This is a genomic window from Stutzerimonas sp. CXK-1, assembly GCF_057738225.1.
Genome location: NZ_CM173217.1, coordinates 108665 through 123178, shown reverse-complemented (window position 1 = coordinate 123178; position 14514 = coordinate 108665). Strand labels below are relative to the sequence as shown.

General features: G+C 67.7%; 16 protein-coding genes. 13 read left to right on the top strand and 3 right to left on the bottom strand.

The features are described 5' to 3' along the window. Positions 1-382 precede the first annotated feature (382 nt). The 5 genes from AC0KXH_RS00630 to AC0KXH_RS00610 all read left to right on the top strand — a co-directional run bounded on the left by AC0KXH_RS00630 (position 383) and on the right by AC0KXH_RS00610 (position 5240). Positions 383-613 carry a hypothetical protein gene (locus AC0KXH_RS00630; protein ID WP_234458563.1) on the top strand — a complete coding sequence of 77 codons (231 nt, stop codon included), beginning with the start codon at positions 383-385 and terminating at the stop codon, positions 611-613. Positions 614-884: 271 nt separating this feature from the next. Continuing rightward, entirely contained in the window at positions 885-2018 is a 1134-nt protein-coding gene (gene coxB, locus AC0KXH_RS00625; RefSeq protein WP_041109149.1) for a cytochrome c oxidase subunit II, read from the top strand. A gap of 12 nt (positions 2019-2030) precedes the next feature. After that, on the top strand, positions 2031-3668 hold the full coding sequence (gene ctaD / locus AC0KXH_RS00620) for a cytochrome c oxidase subunit I (protein WP_165562354.1): 1638 nt from the start codon (positions 2031-2033) through the stop codon (positions 3666-3668). Positions 3669-3774: 106 nt separating this feature from the next. Continuing rightward, the gene (locus AC0KXH_RS00615; protein ID WP_041109153.1) at positions 3775-4347 is read left to right on the top strand and encodes a cytochrome c oxidase assembly protein; all 573 of its coding nucleotides are present in this window, start codon (positions 3775-3777) and stop codon (positions 4345-4347) included. Further along, positions 4344-5240: a cytochrome c oxidase subunit 3 gene (locus AC0KXH_RS00610; RefSeq protein WP_041109154.1), complete on the top strand. Its 897-nt coding sequence runs from the start codon at positions 4344-4346 to the stop codon at positions 5238-5240. Before AC0KXH_RS00615 ends, AC0KXH_RS00610 begins: the two co-directional genes overlap by 4 nt. Before the next feature lie 5 nt (positions 5241-5245). Here the strand turns inward: AC0KXH_RS00610 and AC0KXH_RS00605 are convergent, their stop codons facing one another. Further along, positions 5246-5446: a twin transmembrane helix small protein gene (locus AC0KXH_RS00605; protein ID WP_061340029.1), complete on the bottom strand. Its 201-nt coding sequence runs from the start codon at positions 5444-5446 to the stop codon at positions 5246-5248. A gap of 70 nt (positions 5447-5516) precedes the next feature. Between AC0KXH_RS00605 and AC0KXH_RS00600 the strand changes: the two genes are divergently transcribed. The 6 genes from AC0KXH_RS00600 (at position 5517) to AC0KXH_RS00575 (ending at position 10547) form a co-directional block, all read left to right on the top strand. Further along, the gene (locus AC0KXH_RS00600; RefSeq protein ID WP_041109277.1) at positions 5517-6224 is read left to right on the top strand and encodes an SURF1 family protein; all 708 of its coding nucleotides are present in this window, start codon (positions 5517-5519) and stop codon (positions 6222-6224) included. Then, positions 6221-6802 carry a hypothetical protein gene (locus AC0KXH_RS00595; RefSeq protein WP_428744611.1) on the top strand — a complete coding sequence of 194 codons (582 nt, stop codon included), beginning with the start codon at positions 6221-6223 and terminating at the stop codon, positions 6800-6802. Before AC0KXH_RS00600 ends, AC0KXH_RS00595 begins: the two co-directional genes overlap by 4 nt. Before the next feature lie 63 nt (positions 6803-6865). Beyond that, complete coding sequence (locus AC0KXH_RS00590) at positions 6866-7924, top strand: COX15/CtaA family protein (RefSeq protein WP_488223966.1); 1059 nt, start codon at positions 6866-6868, stop codon at positions 7922-7924. A 16-nt stretch (positions 7925-7940) separates the two neighbouring features. After that, positions 7941-8840, top strand: coding sequence for a heme o synthase (gene cyoE / locus AC0KXH_RS00585; protein WP_041109161.1), 900 nt, complete (start codon positions 7941-7943; stop codon positions 8838-8840). Positions 8841-8857: 17 nt separating this feature from the next. Continuing rightward, positions 8858-9493, top strand: coding sequence for an SCO family protein (locus AC0KXH_RS00580; protein ID WP_041109163.1), 636 nt, complete (start codon positions 8858-8860; stop codon positions 9491-9493). Between the two features lie 118 nt (positions 9494-9611). Beyond that, the gene (locus tag AC0KXH_RS00575) at positions 9612-10547 is read left to right on the top strand and encodes an AEC family transporter (protein ID WP_043217758.1); all 936 of its coding nucleotides are present in this window, start codon (positions 9612-9614) and stop codon (positions 10545-10547) included. Positions 10548-11262: 715 nt separating this feature from the next. Here AC0KXH_RS00575 and AC0KXH_RS00570 read toward each other — a convergent pair. Both AC0KXH_RS00570 and AC0KXH_RS00565 read right to left on the bottom strand, forming a co-directional pair. Next, a complete protein-coding gene (locus tag AC0KXH_RS00570; protein WP_043217757.1) occupies positions 11263-12216 on the bottom strand; it encodes a methyltransferase in 954 nt (317 codons plus the stop codon). 17 nt (positions 12217-12233) lie between these two features. Then, on the bottom strand, positions 12234-13670 hold the full coding sequence (locus AC0KXH_RS00565) for an iron-containing redox enzyme family protein (RefSeq protein WP_488223965.1): 1437 nt from the start codon (positions 13668-13670) through the stop codon (positions 12234-12236). A gap of 153 nt (positions 13671-13823) precedes the next feature. Here AC0KXH_RS00565 and AC0KXH_RS00560 point away from each other — a divergent pair, with 153 nt between their 5' ends. Together AC0KXH_RS00560 and AC0KXH_RS00555 are read left to right on the top strand one after the other, a co-directional pair. Then, positions 13824-14069, top strand: a complete 246-nt coding sequence (locus tag AC0KXH_RS00560; RefSeq protein ID WP_234458449.1) for a hypothetical protein — start codon at positions 13824-13826, stop codon at positions 14067-14069. Between the two features lie 101 nt (positions 14070-14170). After that, a complete protein-coding gene (locus AC0KXH_RS00555; protein WP_312381795.1) occupies positions 14171-14509 on the top strand; it encodes a PilZ domain-containing protein in 339 nt (112 codons plus the stop codon). Positions 14510-14514: the final 5 nt, after the last annotated feature.

The following is a 14514-nucleotide window of genomic DNA, read 5'->3' as shown; positions in this document are numbered from 1 at the left end:
CGCTCTGCTTATCCACCGAAGGCGCTGGCGGATCGAGCCTGTCACATCAGCTTGTGCACGGAGGCTCCCCTAGATGGTGCCCGCCGAGAGCGCCGGTCCGCGTGCTGGCGCCGGCAGACGCGTGGAAAACGCTGTGCGGTTTTCCACCCTACGCGCGGATAACCGTAGGGTGGATAACGCTCCGCTTATCCACCGAAGGCGCTGGCGGACCGAGCCTGTTACATCAGCTTGTGCACGGAGGCTCCCCTAGATGGTGCCCGCGGAGATCGCCGGTCCGCTCGTGGCGCCAGCGAGGAACTATCTGCACTCGCCACGGCACCAATTCCTGAACCCCGAGCCTGGAGGCAATGTGGACTGGATCGACCTGCTGCAATGGCCGGCGATGGTGGTGACGGTGACGGCTGCCTGGCTGATCGGTTCGTTGCGACCGGGCCGGCGCTTCGTCGGTTTCTGCTGTTTTCTGCTGAGCAACCTGCTCTGGGTGATCTGGGGCTGGTATGCCGAAGCCTGGGCGCTGATCACCCTGCAGGTCTGTCTGGCGGCGATGAACATTCGTGGCGTGAAAAAGAACGACGACCCGCAGAAGGCCGAGGTAGAGCGCTCTGGCGCCTGAATTGCCTACACCGGATCGCTGTCTATACTCCGAGTCAGGCGTACCTGATTGAGCAATCCGACCGTGCGTGCAAACGCCGACCGGGTTCGCCGGTAGCAGATCGACAAGGCTCCTGTGCCTTGCACCGATCTCGTAGTGCAGCGACCAGGTTGGTGACGGTTCCGAAGCAACACCCACCGGCTTCGCGGGCAAGACGCCCCGAGACATGCCGTCAGGCAAGCGACGTAACCGAGCGGTTGGCCCAGAACAAGAATCATAAGGGGAACCCGCAATGTCTCGACATCCACGCGCTTGGATGGGGCTTGGGCTGCTAGCGACCGTCGCTCAGGCCCGTGCCGCCTGGGACGTGAACATGCGCTCGGGTGCCACCGACGTCAGTCGCTCGGTGTTCGACCTGCACATGACCATCTTCTGGATCTGCGTCGTCATCGGCGTGCTGGTGTTCGGCGTGATGATCTGGTCGATGATCGCCCACCGCCGCTCGCGCCGTCAGCAGGCGGCCAATTTCCACGAGAACACCCGCGTCGAAGTGCTCTGGACGGTCATTCCGCTGCTGATCCTGATCGGCATGGCGGTGCCGGCCACGCGCACGCTGCTGCACATCTACGATGCCAGCGAGTCGGACGTCGATATCCAGATCACCGGCTACCAGTGGAAGTGGCACTACAAGTATCTGGGCGAAGACGTCGAGTTCTTCAGCAACCTCACCACCCCGCGCGAGCAGATCAACAACCAGGCGCCCAAGGGCGAGCACTACCTGCTGGAAGTCGACCAGCCGCTGGTCATTCCGGCCGGTGCCAAGGTGCGCTTCCTGATCACCGCCGCCGACGTCATCCATTCCTGGTGGGTGCCGGAACTGGCGGTGAAGAAGGACGCCATCCCCGGCTTCGTCAACGAATCCTGGACCCGCGTCGAGCAACCGGGCCTGTTCCGCGGCCAGTGCACCGAGCTGTGCGGCAAGGACCACGGTTTCATGCCAGTGGTGGTCGAGGTCAAGTCGCAGGAGGACTACGCCGCCTGGCTCGGCGAGAAGAAGGCCGAGGCCGCCAAGCTCGCCGAGCTGACCAGCAAGGAGTGGACCCTCGAAGAACTCGTCGCCCGTGGCGAAAAGGTCTACCAGGCCAACTGCGCCAGCTGCCACCAGCCCACCGGCGAGGGCCTGCCGCCGATGTTCCCGGCGCTCAAGGGCTCGGCCATCGCCACCGGCGAGCCCGAGGGGCACCTGAACATCGTCTTCAACGGCAAGCCCGGCACCGCCATGGCCGCCTTCGGCAAGCAGCTGTCGGAGGTCGATATCGCCGCGGTCATCACCTACGAGCGCAACTCGTGGGGCAACGACAAGGGCGACATGGTCACGCCGAAAGACGTGCTCGATTTCAAACAGGCCGAAGAAGCCACCCAGTAAGAGGACAGGCTGATGAGTGCAGTGATCGACGATCATGGGCATGCCGCGCATGACCACCACCACGGCCCGGCCAAGGGGCTCTCGCGCTGGCTGCTGACCACCAACCACAAGGACATCGGCTCGATGTACCTGTGGTTCAGCTTCTGCGCCTTTCTGCTCGGCGGCTCGATGGCCATGGTGATTCGCGCCGAGCTGTTCCAGCCGGGCCTGCAGATCGTGCAGCCGGAATTCTTCAATCAGATGACCACCATGCACGGCCTGATCATGGTCTTCGGCGCGGTGATGCCGGCGTTCGTCGGCCTGGCCAACTGGATGATCCCGCTGATGATCGGCGCGCCGGACATGGCCCTGCCGCGGATGAACAACTTCAGCTTCTGGCTGCTGCCGGCGGCCTTCGGCCTGCTGGTCAGCACGCTGTTCATGGAGGGCGGCGGGCCGAACTTCGGCTGGACCTTCTACGCGCCGCTGTCGACGACCTACGCGCCGGAATCGGTGACCTTTTTCATCTTCGCCATCCACCTGATGGGCATCAGCTCGATCATGGGCGCGATCAACGTCATCGCCACCGTGCTCAACCTGCGCGCACCCGGCATGACGCTGATGAAGATGCCGCTGTTCGTCTGGACCTGGCTGATCACCGCCTTCCTGCTCATCGCGGTGATGCCGGTACTGGCCGGCGTGGTGACCATGATGCTGATGGACATCCACTTCGGCACCAGCTTCTTCAGCGCCGCCGGCGGTGGCGACCCGGTGCTGTTCCAGCACGTGTTCTGGTTCTTCGGCCACCCCGAGGTGTACATCATGATCCTGCCGGCGTTCGGCGCGGTCAGCTCGATCATCCCGGCGTTCAGCCGCAAACCGCTGTTCGGCTACACCTCGATGGTCTACGCCACCGGCGCCATCGCCTTTCTCTCCTTCATCGTCTGGTCGCACCACATGTTCACCGTCGGCATCCCGGTGACCGGCGAGCTGTTCTTCATGTACGCGACCATGCTCATCGCCGTGCCGACCGGGGTGAAGGTGTTCAACTGGGTGTCGACCATGTGGCGCGGCTCGCTGACCTTCGAGGCGCCGATGCTGTTCGCCGTGGCCTTTGTCATCCTGTTCACCATCGGCGGCTTTTCCGGGCTGATGCTGGCGATCGCCCCGGCCGACTTCCAGTACCACGACACCTACTTCGTGGTGGCCCACTTCCACTACGTGCTGGTGCCGGGGGCGATCTTCGGCATCTTCGCCTCGGCCTACTTCTGGCTGCCGAAGTGGACCGGGCACATGTACGACGAGACCCTGGCCAGGCTGCATTTCTGGCTGAGCTTCATCGGCATGAACATGGCGTTCTTCCCGATGCACTTCGTCGGCCTGGCCGGCATGCCGCGGCGCATCCCGGACTACAACATGATGTTCGCCAACTTCAACATGATCTCGAGTATCGGCGCCTTCCTGTTCGGCGCCACGCAGCTGTTGTTTCTGTTCATCGTCATCAAGTGCATCCGCGGCGGCGTCCCGGCGCCGGCCAAGCCCTGGGACGGTGCCGAGGGGCTGGAATGGAGCGTGCCCTCACCGGCGCCCTATCACACCTTCCAGACGCCGCCGGACCTCAACGAGGTGCATGAACACCGCAAGGGCACCGGCGGGGAGCTGACGCCATGAACGGCATGAAGGCTGCGCTACCGGGCGCTCCCGGCGGCGCGGGCTGGGCAGGCCACCACAACAGCGCCGGCGCGCCGCGCTCCCGGCGCCTGCCGAGGCCGCGCCCATGAGCGCTGAAATGCCCACCGCCCGCCTGGTCCGCCGGCTACTGCTGCTGGTGGCGGTGATGTTCGCCTTTGGCTTCGCCCTGGTGCCGATCTACGACGTGATGTGCAAGGCGTTCGGCATCAACGGCAAGACCGCCGGCGCCTACAGCGGCGCGCAGATGGCCGACGAGGCGCGCCAGGTGCGCGTGCAGTTCCTCGCCACCAATGCCGCCGGAATGGTCTGGGAGTTCCAGCCGCTGGCCGACCAGCTCGAGGTGAACCCCGGCGCCAACCGCGAGATGCGCTTCATCGCCTACAACCCGACCGACAAGCCGATGACCGCGCAGGCGATCCCCAGCGTGTCGCCGTCGCGGGCCGCGGCCTACTTTCACAAGACCGAGTGCTTCTGCTTCACCCAGCAGGTACTGCAGCCCGGCGAGCGCATCGAGATGCCGGTGCGCTTCATCGTCGATCGCGACCTGCCGGCCGACATCCGCCACCTGACCCTCGCCTACACGCTGTTCGACATCACCTCCCGCCAGCCTCCGGTCGCCGTCCACGACGCGACTTCAGCCAAGGAGCGTCTGCAATGAGCCACCAGAGCACGCACGAGCAGTACTACGTCCCGGCCCAGAGCAAGTGGCCGATCATCGCCACCGTAGCCTTGCTGGTGACCTTCTTCGGCCTCGGCACCTGGTTCAACGACCTCAAGGCCGAACGCGCCGAATCCAGCGGGCCGCTGATCTTTTTCGTCGGCGCCCTGCTGATTGCCTACATGATGTTCGGCTGGTTCGGCTCGGTGGTGAAGGAAAGCCGCGCCGGGCTCTACAGCGCCCAGATGGACCGCTCGTTCCGCTGGGGCATGAGCTGGTTCATCTTCTCGGAGGTGATGTTCTTTCTCGCCTTCTTCGGCGCGCTGTTCTACATCCGCTACTGGGTCGGCCCCTGGCTGGACGGCGAGGGCGACAAGGGCGTCAGCGCGATGCTCTGGCCGAATTTCGAATACAGCTGGCCGCTGCTGAACAACCCGGACCCGAAGCTCTACCCGGCGCCCGAAGGCACCATCAGCCCCTGGGGCCTGCCGCTGGTCAACACCATCCTGCTGGTCAGCTCCAGCTTCACCCTGACCTGGGCGCACCATGCGCTGCGCAAGGGTGACCGCAGCAAGCTGAAGCTCGGCCTGGGCGTGACCATCCTGCTCGGTGCCGCCTTCCTCACCCTGCAGGCCGAGGAATACGTGCACGCCTACAACGAGCTCGGCCTGACGCTCGGCTCGGGCATCTACGGCGCAACCTTCTTCATGCTCACCGGGTTTCACGGCGCCCACGTGACCATGGGCACGATCATTCTCACGGTGATGTTCATCCGCATCCTGCGCGGGCACTTCGATGCCGAGCACCACTTCGGCTTCGAGGCGGGCGCCTGGTACTGGCACTTCGTCGATGTGGTGTGGATCGGGCTGTTCGTCTTCGTCTACGTGCTCTGAGGCGGTCAGCCGAACCCCGGCGTCAGCTGGCCGGACCAGAAGCCCCAGGCGATCAGCGCGAGGGTCACGGCGCTGAGCGCCACGCGCACGGTGAGGGAGACGAGCACCCGCGAGGAGCGGCCCTCGTCGCGAACAAGAAAGAACAGGCCGCTGAACAAGCTGACCACTGTGGCTACTAACGACAGAACGATCGCCGCCTTGAGCATGAGCCGATCCACGACAGGGGTGATGGGGGTGCAGTATAGCCAGCCGAATCCACAGCCGGCGGAGCAGGCCATGAGCCGCTTCCGCCCCGGCCTGCTACCGAGCCTGCTGGTGCTCGCGCTGCTGCCGACGCTGGTCTGGCTGGGCTTCTGGCAGCTCGAGCGCAGCGAACAGAAGCGCGAGCTGCTCGAGCGTCAGGCCGCCCGCCAGCAAGCCGCGCCGGTCGCCGTCGAGCGCATCGACCTGCTCGACGACCCGGCCTACAGCCGGGTCTGGCTGCAGGGCCGCTTCGACGCCGAGCACAGCTTTCTGCTCGACAACCGTACCCGCGACGGCCAGGTCGGCGTCGAGCTGCTGCAGCCCTTCTTCGACGAGCCGAGCGGGCGCTGGGTGCTGCTCAACCGCGGCTGGATCCCCTGGCCGGACCGCCGCGTGCCCCCGCAATTCGATACCCCGGAGCAGCCACTGAAGCTGGCCGCCTGGGTGTACGCGCCCTCGCGCGAACCGTTCATCCTCAATCGCTGGATGTCCGAAGGCTGGCCACGGCTGATCAACCATGTCGCGCCCGACGAACTCTGGGCGCTGCTGGAGCGTCAGGGCGTCGACCGCGAACTGCGCCTGGAACCCGGCCCGGCGGCCTATCGCGCGGACTGGCCGGTGACCAGCATGAGTCCGCAACAGCACCTGGGCTATGCGGTGCAGTGGTTCGCCCTGGCCGCCGCGCTGCTCGCACTCTTCATCTATTTCGGCGTGCATCAGGCACGCAGGAGTCCCGCATGAACAGGCTCGCCTCCTTTCCAGCCGAAGCCCCGCGCCGCGGTCGCGGCCGTCTGCAACTGCTGCTGATCCTGGCCATCGTGCTGCTGCCGATGCTGCTGGCCTCGGCGATGTACCGCTTCGGCTTCTGGGTGCCGGACAGCCGCAACTATGACGGCGTGCTTGTCGCCGACGGCCGTGATCGTGCGGCCCTTGGGGTCAGTGCGGCCGCCACGCATCGCTGGGAGCTCCTGGTGACGGCCCCCGATGGCTGCGCGCAAAGCTGCCGGCGGCTGGTCTACCTGGCCCGGCAGATCCACATCGGCCTGGCGCGCGATGCCACGCGTGCCGGCCATGCGCTGGCCAGCGCCGGCAGCCTGGATGCCGCCTACGAGGCCCAGCTGCGCGCCGAATATCCGCAACTCGCCCGCTATCCGCTGGACCCGGCCACTTACCGCAGCAACGGCGAGCTGCCTGCCGGTGCCCAGCTCTGGATCGTCGACCCGCACGGCAACCTGGTCCTGCGCTACGGCAGCGAGGCCAACGGCAAGGCGATCCTCGAGGACCTGCGACACCTGCTCAAGTCGTCGCAGATCGGCTGAGCGTGGCACTCAGGCGTTTCGCTGAAGTCCCACAACAGACGTGCCCAACACAAGGAGCAATCGATGGCCCGCCCCGGATTCCGCCTCGCGCTGCTCGCCACCCTGCTGGCCGGGGTCGTGGTGCTGCTGGGCGCCTATACCCGGCTGACCCACGCCGGGCTCGGCTGCCCGGACTGGCCGGGCTGTTACGGCTTTCTCGCGGTGCCGATGAGCGAGGCGCAACAGGCGCTGGCCGCCGAGCGCTTCCCGGCGGCGCCGCTGGAGGTCGAGAAAGGCTGGAACGAGATGGTCCACCGCTATTTCGCCGGCGGGCTGGGCCTGCTGATTCTCGCCCTGGCGCTGCAGGCGCTGCGCCGCCGCGGGCAACCGGGCCAACCGCTGAAGCTGCCGCTGGTGCTGCTCGCCGTGGTCATCGCCCAGGCGCTGTTCGGCATGTGGACGGTGACCCTGCAGCTCTGGCCGCAGGTGGTCACGGCGCATCTGCTGGGGGGGTTCACCACGCTGAGCCTGTTGTTGCTGCTGTGCCTGCGCCTGGCCGACCGCTGGCCGGCGCTGGCTGGCGTGCCGGCACGGCTGCGCGCGTTTGCCGGCGCCGCGCTGGCTCTGGTGGTTCTACAGATCGCCCTGGGGGGCTGGGTCAGCAGCAACTACGCAGCGGTGGCCTGCATCGATTTTCCCACCTGCCATGGCCAGTGGTGGCCTGCGATGGATTTTGCCCGCGCCTATGACCTGACCCACCACGAGATCGGCCCCAACTACCTCGGTGGCCTGCTCTACGGCGAGGCGCGCACCGCCATTCATGTCGGCCATCGGCTCGGCGCGCTGACGGTGGCGCTGGCACTGCTGGCGCTGGCCTGGCAGCTCTACCGACACGGCTTCGGCCGGCTGGCGGCCCTCCTGCTCGGTGCGCTGACGCTGCAGCTCGGCCTCGGCATCGCCAATGTCCTGCTGAGCCTGCCGCTGGCCGTGGCCGTGGCGCACAACGGCGGCGGCGCGCTGCTGCTGCTGGTGCTGGTAACGATCAACTACCGGCTGCGCCCGGCTCGCCTGCTCCAGCCGGCGAGTGCCAGCGACTCCCCGCTCCCACCCCGCACCGGCCGGCTCGAGCTGCCCGGTGCCTGATCAGAAGGAGACCTCCATGGCCACTCTACTCAGCGTTCGCCGCGGCCAGGCCGGCTGGCGCGACTACCTGGAGCTGACCAAGCCGAAGGTGGTGGTGCTGATGCTGATCACCTCGCTGGTCGGCATGTTTCTCGCCACCCGCGCCGGGGTGCCCTGGACGGTGCTGCTGTTCGGCAACCTCGGTATCGCCCTGTGTGCCGGCGGCGCGGCGGCGGTGAACCATGTGGTGGACCGGCAGATCGATTCGGTGATGGCCCGCACGCACAAGCGGCCACTGGCCGAAGGCCGGGTCTCGCCGGCGGCGGCACTGACCTTCGCCTTCGTTCTCGGCGTCAGCGGGCTAGCCCTGCTGCTGACCTTTACCAACGCCCTCGCCGCCTGGCTGACGCTGGCCTCGCTGATCGGCTACGCGGTGATCTATACCGGCTTTCTCAAGCGCGCGACGCCGCAGAACATCGTCATCGGCGGGCTGGCCGGCGCCGCGCCGCCGCTGCTCGGCTGGGTCGCGGTGACCGGGCAGATCAGTGCCGAACCGCTGCTGCTGGTGCTGATCATCTTCGCCTGGACGCCGCCGCACTTCTGGGCGCTGGCCATCCACCGCAAGGCCGAGTACGCCAAGGTCAACATTCCGATGCTGCCGGTGACCCATGGCGTGCACTACACCAAGGTGCACATCCTGCTCTACACGGCGGTGCTGCTGGCGGTCAGCTTCATGCCCTACGTCATCCACATGAGCGGCCCGCTGTACCTGGCGGCCGCCGCCGTGCTCGGTGCGCGCTTTCTCTACTGGGCGATCGCGCTGTACCGCGACAGCCGGCCACATGCGGCGATTCGCACCTTCAAATTCAGCATCTGGTACCTGTTCGCGCTGTTCATCGCCCTGCTCGTCGACCATTATCTGCTGCTCAACGTCTAGCCATCGCAGGAGCATCGATGACCCGCATCCAGAAAACCGTCTTCATCCTCGTCGCGCTGGTCGCGCTGGTCGTCGGGCTGACGGTGTCGAAGGTGCTCAACAGCGAACGTCAGGCCGACCCGGCGGCGCTGCTCGACGCCGGCATCGTGTTGCTGCCGACGCCGCGCGAGGTGCCGGCGGTGACCCTGACCAGCCAGGACGGCGAGCAGGTGGCGGTCGATCGCTTCGAGGGCGGCTGGACGCTGCTGTTCTTCGGCTACACCTATTGCCCGGACATCTGCCCGGCGACGCTCGCCGAGTTGCGCCAGCTGCGCGGCCAGTTGCCCGAGCCGACCCGCGAAGCGCTGCGCATGGTACTGGTCAGCGTCGATCCGGCGCGCGACACGCCGGCGCAGCTCAAGCAGTACCTCGACTATTTCAACGCCAACTTCCTCGGCCTGACCGGCGCGCCGGACGACATCCAGACGCTCGCCAACGGCGTCGGCATTCCCTACATTCCCGGCGACACCACCCGCGAGAACTACACCGTCGACCACAGCGGCAACCTGGTCATCATCGGCCCGGATGGTCGCCAGCGCGGCTTCATTCGCGCCCCGCTGAAAGTCGAGCGGCTCGCCGAGCGCCTGCCCGAGCTGATCGGCCCGGGCCGCTGAGCGAAGCCGGCACTCGCCCGGCAGGCGAACTTTGCTAAGGTGGCCGGCCGGCCCGAGTGGCCGGCCCGTTCCGCCGCTTTGTCCGGCGTTCGCTGACAAAGCCTGCAGATGAGTCCTCATGTCCTCGGTCGTCAACGTCGTTCTGCCCGTCTTCGCCATGATCCTGCTCGGCTACCTGTGCCGACGCAGTGGCCGCCTGGGGCCGACCGCCGCCTCCGAACTCAACCGTTTCGTGGTCTGGCTCGGCCTGCCGGCGCTGCTGTTCAAGATCACCGCCACTTCGCACTGGGCCGCGGTCTGGCAGCCAGGTTTCGTCGCCGCCTTCAGCGCAGGCTGCCTTGGCGTGTTCGCCTTCACCCTGCTCTACCGCCGCCTGCAGCAACAACCGCTGGTCGACGCCAGCCTCGACGCCCTTGGCGCGGCCTATGCCAATACCGGCTACATCGGCTTTCCGCTGTGCCTGCTGATCCTCGGCGAGGCCGCGCTGCAACCGGCGCTGGTCGCCACGCTGGTGGTCGTCTGCGTGCTCTTCGCCATTGCCCTGGCCTGCGTCGAGACCGGCCTGCATGCCGGCCAGGGCCTGGGCGCGACGCTGCGCAAGGTCAGCTCGGCGCTGCTGCGCAACCCTCTGGTGATCGCCCCGCTGCTGGGCATCGCCTGGGCGGCCGGCGGGCTCGAACTGCCGGCCGGCCTGCGCACCCTGCTCGACCTGCTCGGCGCTGCGGCGGCGCCCTGTGCGCTGGTTTCCCTGGGGCTGTTCCTTGCCCACACCCAGCCGGCACGCGGCGAGGTGACCGGCGTCTGGCCGCTGGTCGCGCTGAAGCTGCTGGTCCAGCCGCTGCTGACCTGGTATCTGGCGGCCGAGGTGTTCGAGCTGGAGCCGGTCTGGGTCCACTCCGCGCTGCTGCTCAGCGCGCTGCCCACCGGTACCGGGCCCTACATGCTCGCCGAACTGTACGGCCGCGAGGGTTCACGGGTGTCTCGCGTGGTCCTGTATTCGACGCTCGGCTCGCTGGTCACCCTCTCGCTCTGCCTGGTGCTGCTGCCGGTCTGACGCGACTGCTGTGCCAGGCCGCGTGGATAAGCCTGCGGCGTTATCCACCCTACGCCACCTGCAGACCGTAGGGTGGATGGCCGAAGCCATCCACGCGGTGCGAGGGCCGGCCCTGGGCGCTGGTGCTGGGTCGGTACGCGTGGATAAGCCTGGCGGCGTTATCCACCCTACGCCGCCTGCCAACCGTAGGGTGGATGGCCGAAGCCATCCACGCGTTGCGAGGGCCGCCCCTGGGCGCTGTGTGCCGGGCAGGGACGCGTGGATAAGCCTGGCGGCGTTATCCACCCTACGCCGCGTGCCAACCGCAGGGTGGATGGCCGAAGCCATCCACGCGGTGCGAGGGCTGGCCCGGGCGCTGTGTGCCGGATCGGTACGCGTGGATAAGCCTGCGGCGTTATCCACCCTACGCCACCTGCCAACCGCAGGGTGGATGGCCGAAGCCATCCACCCGGTGCGAGGGCAGGCCCTGGGCGCTGGTGCTGGGTCGGTACGCGTGGATAAGCCTGGCGGCGTTATCCACCCTACGCCGCCTGCCAACCGTAGGGTGGATGGCCGAAGCCATCCACGCGGGCGGTGGTGATGTGTGCCGGGCAGGGACACGTGGATAAGCCTGCGGCGTTATCACCCTACGCCACCTGCCAACCGCTGGGTGGATGGCCGAAGCCATCCACGCGGGCGGTGGTGGGGTCAGGCGAGGGGGTTGAGGCCCGTGGACCTATCCATCGGCCAGCGGGCGGGTGACCTCCAGCACGACTGCAGCGATGCGATCGCAAGCCGTGTAGGCGCCCTCCAGCAGTTCCTCACCGAACACGTCCGGGTCCATTTCCCGGTAGCGCCAGCTGAAATCGCGACCCTCGAGGCGCTCGCGCACCGCGGCGAGGAAGGGGTCGGCGTTATCGAGCATCGCCACGCCGGTGTACAGCAGCAGGGTGCCGCCCGGCGCCAGGCGCGCCAGCGCCGCATCGACGATCGCCAACGACAGCCCTGCGCCGAGCGGGCCGCCGCCGTGGCGATAGGTGCGCTCGCCGGGATCGACCAGGTAAGGCGGGTTGGCCAGGATCAGGTCGAAGGCGCCCACCGTCTCGCCGAGCAGGTCGCTGTGCAGCGCCTGGAGGTTTTCGGCGCCGGCCAGGGCGGCATTCAGCCGGGTCAGGCGCAGCGCCGCCGGATTGATGTCCACCGCCAGCACCTCGGCCTGCGGCCGTGCCAGCGCGACCAGCACGGCACCGGCGCCCGATCCGCAACCGATATCCACCGCACGGCGGATCTCACCGCGGTGGTTGTCCAGGTGGCAGCGGATAGCGTTGGCGAAGCGATAGGTATCCGGGCCGAAGAACACCGCGTCGGCGGCCTCGGTGGGAAATGCCGAATGCGCGAACAGCTGGCCGTCCAGACGCGAGAAGCGCAGCCGGCTGCGCCAGCCCGAGCCGCTGGGTTCGAGCAGCTCCGCCTGGTCCATCAGGCTGAACAGCGCCGGCGGCAGCAGGTCGGCGTGAAACGGCCGGTTCCAGCCGAACACCCCGGCCAGGTCCTCGGCCATGCGGTTTTCCGGGCGCTCGTTGACCCGGGCGTGGGTCAGCGGCGTCGGGGTGATGAAGTGATAGCCGCGCTCGTCGAGCGAACGGGCCAGGGCGAGCAATGCGCGTTCCTGCGCCGTGTGCGTGGTCATCTGGTTTCCCTGCGATGTCAGTTGAACAGCCCGCTGAACAGCCGCGTGGCCAGAAGGCCCGCGGTATGGTGATGACGGGTCGGCGCGAGCAATGGCAGCAGGTGGCGCAGGCGCGCCTCGCGGCTGGGCAGCTGTGCCAGTTGTTGCTCGAGCAGCTCGGCTTCGGCATCGAAGTCGCCGCCCTCGGGCCGCGCCGCGACCGGCCCGGCCGGCCGCTCGGCAGCTACCCGGCGCCGGCTGTTGAAAAGGGCCTGGCGCTGGGCCGGCCGCTGGCCGGGCGCCGCCGGCGCCTGCGCGAGCGAGCCCCCGGCGATCCAGTCATGGATCAGCTGCTGCTCATGCTGGCTGAAAACACCGAACATCGGCGCCTGCTCACCGGCGATCAGCTGCCAGAAGCGGCTGTCCTGCGGGTCCTGATGGCGGCGGATCCAGCCGCGTCGCTCCAGCGTGGCGAGAAAATCGCCGACCGCCCCGGGCTCGGCCAGCCACTGGTTGACCGTGCGCCCGTCGAAGCGGCAGTAATCCGAGTGCACGAACTGGCCGACCGCCGCCTTCTTTTCCAGCACCCGCTGGACTTCCTGCTCGATATCGAAGCCGTCGATCACCGACAGCGTGCTGGCCCCCAGCTCGTTGAGGCGGTAGCCATTGCGCACGCGCCGCATGAACGCGTCGCGGTCGCCGACCTGCGGCAGCGCCGCGCGCAGCCCTTCGAGCGCCTTGCGCGCATGGCCGTTGTCGGCGTTGTCGACGGTGACGTGCAGGGTGAAGTAGTAGGGGTCGATGCTCAGCTCGGTCAGCTCGTAACTGGTGATCAACAGGTGCAGCGGCAGCTGCTCGTAGCCCAGGTTGAAGCCGATCACCTCGGGCAGGAAGCGCTCGGCGTTGCAGCCCAGCGCCAGCTGGATCGCGCCCTGGACGAAGTGCTCGTCGTCGAGGCTCTGCCAGTCGTCGCAGCCCTGGCTCGCCAGCAGCTTGCGGTAGAGCACCACGTGGTTCTTGTCCGGCTGGCCCTCGCCCAGTTCTTCGAGGTAGGTCTGGATCAGCAGGGTGAAGCGCGGATCGTCCCAGCGCTGCAGCAGCCCGTACAGCCAGGCGCCATCGACCAGCTTGGTCGGCGCCACGCCGCGCAGGAAATGCAGCGCGTGGGCCTTGCCGCCGAAATAGCGCCGTGGCGCGCCGGCGCGCCGTTCATCGAGGTAGCTGCGGTAGCGACGGCCGACCTCGGCCGTGTGCGCTTCGAGCCAGGCATCCAGCTCGGCGAGCGATTCCGGCAGGTCGCAAGGCAACCCGGCCGCCGCTTCGAGACGGCTTTCCAGATAAGCGGCAGCCGCCGCGCGCGCAGGTTCCTCCGCCTCGCTTTCGAGCAGCGCGAAGTACAGCGCCCTGGACTCTGTCGCGGGGCTGGAAGGCGCTGGCGAGACAGCGCCGGGCAGGCAGGTAGAAGTCAGTTGCATGTGCGTATCGACCGGACTCTTGTTCAGGTTTTGGCCGGGGGCTGGCGGTTTGGTTCACGTCAGCCGCCGGATGGCGTGCAACTTCGGCATGCGCCGTCCGCCTAAACACTCGGGCCGGCAGGTCGCCGGCGCACAGCGAGGAGATGGCACATCATGATGGTCAGCGAACGAACGATCTTCGTCAGCGAGCGCGGGCGAGAGAGCATCGAATCGATCAACCAGACGCCGGGCCCCAGCGAGCAGGACCCGGAAACCAGCATCACCAACGGCGAGGTCTCCGGTGGTACCGAATACGACGTGCCGGGCGGCGCCTACAACGTGCCGCCGGGAATGGCCGACGAGGTCAGCGACGAGGAAGCGCTGCACCAGGAGCGCCGTCCGGGCACACCCGAGCGCTGAGCCGGCTTAAGCCGCCAGGGAGGGCGGTCGCCTTCTGTCGGTAAGAAACCGTGCGCCGTACCAGCCGGCGCCGCCAGGGCAACCAGACAGAGCACAGGGACATGCGCCAGCACAGCCGTATCAGCTTCCGCCCCGATTCACGCATCAAGGTCACCGACCGCCTGCAGGGTACGCCGCTTGGCGATACCGGCGACATCTCGCTGGGCGGCCTGCGCCTGATCGCCGGCGCCGCGCTGGAGGTTGGCCGGCGCTACGAGATGGTGCTGCATGTGCCGCAGCACAACGGCCGGGTCCGCGAGATCGAGGTGACCATGGTCTGCCAGTGGGCCAAGCGCAGCCTGCGCCGCGGCCTGTTCGAGATGGGCTTCTCGCTCGAGCAGCCGGCGCCGGCGTTCACCGAACTGGTCGCCGCCCAGTCGCCGCGACGGACGCGCGGCTGAGCCGC

Excerpts from the sequence above, each read along its gene's own strand:
- AC0KXH_RS00630 (WP_234458563.1), top strand. The coding sequence starts at position 383 with ATGGTGGTGACGGTGACGGCTGCCTGGCTGATCGGTTCGTTGCGACCG.
- coxB (WP_041109149.1), top strand. The coding sequence starts at position 885 with ATGTCTCGACATCCACGCGCTTGGATGGGGCTTGGGCTGCTAGCGACC.
- ctaD (WP_165562354.1), top strand. The coding sequence starts at position 2,031 with ATGAGTGCAGTGATCGACGATCATGGGCATGCCGCGCATGACCACCAC.
- AC0KXH_RS00615 (WP_041109153.1), top strand. The coding sequence starts at position 3,775 with ATGAGCGCTGAAATGCCCACCGCCCGCCTGGTCCGCCGGCTACTGCTG.
- AC0KXH_RS00610 (WP_041109154.1), top strand. The coding sequence starts at position 4,344 with ATGAGCCACCAGAGCACGCACGAGCAGTACTACGTCCCGGCCCAGAGC.
- AC0KXH_RS00605 (WP_061340029.1), bottom strand. The coding sequence starts at position 5,446 with ATGCTCAAGGCGGCGATCGTTCTGTCGTTAGTAGCCACAGTGGTCAGC.
- AC0KXH_RS00600 (WP_041109277.1), top strand. The coding sequence starts at position 5,517 with ATGAGCCGCTTCCGCCCCGGCCTGCTACCGAGCCTGCTGGTGCTCGCG.
- AC0KXH_RS00595 (WP_428744611.1), top strand. The coding sequence starts at position 6,221 with ATGAACAGGCTCGCCTCCTTTCCAGCCGAAGCCCCGCGCCGCGGTCGC.
- AC0KXH_RS00590 (WP_488223966.1), top strand. The coding sequence starts at position 6,866 with ATGGCCCGCCCCGGATTCCGCCTCGCGCTGCTCGCCACCCTGCTGGCC.
- cyoE (WP_041109161.1), top strand. The coding sequence starts at position 7,941 with ATGGCCACTCTACTCAGCGTTCGCCGCGGCCAGGCCGGCTGGCGCGAC.
- AC0KXH_RS00580 (WP_041109163.1), top strand. The coding sequence starts at position 8,858 with ATGACCCGCATCCAGAAAACCGTCTTCATCCTCGTCGCGCTGGTCGCG.
- AC0KXH_RS00575 (WP_043217758.1), top strand. The coding sequence starts at position 9,612 with ATGTCCTCGGTCGTCAACGTCGTTCTGCCCGTCTTCGCCATGATCCTG.
- AC0KXH_RS00570 (WP_043217757.1), bottom strand. The coding sequence starts at position 12,216 with ATGACCACGCACACGGCGCAGGAACGCGCATTGCTCGCCCTGGCCCGT.
- AC0KXH_RS00565 (WP_488223965.1), bottom strand. The coding sequence starts at position 13,670 with ATGCAACTGACTTCTACCTGCCTGCCCGGCGCTGTCTCGCCAGCGCCT.
- AC0KXH_RS00560 (WP_234458449.1), top strand. The coding sequence starts at position 13,824 with ATGATGGTCAGCGAACGAACGATCTTCGTCAGCGAGCGCGGGCGAGAG.
- AC0KXH_RS00555 (WP_312381795.1), top strand. The coding sequence starts at position 14,171 with ATGCGCCAGCACAGCCGTATCAGCTTCCGCCCCGATTCACGCATCAAG.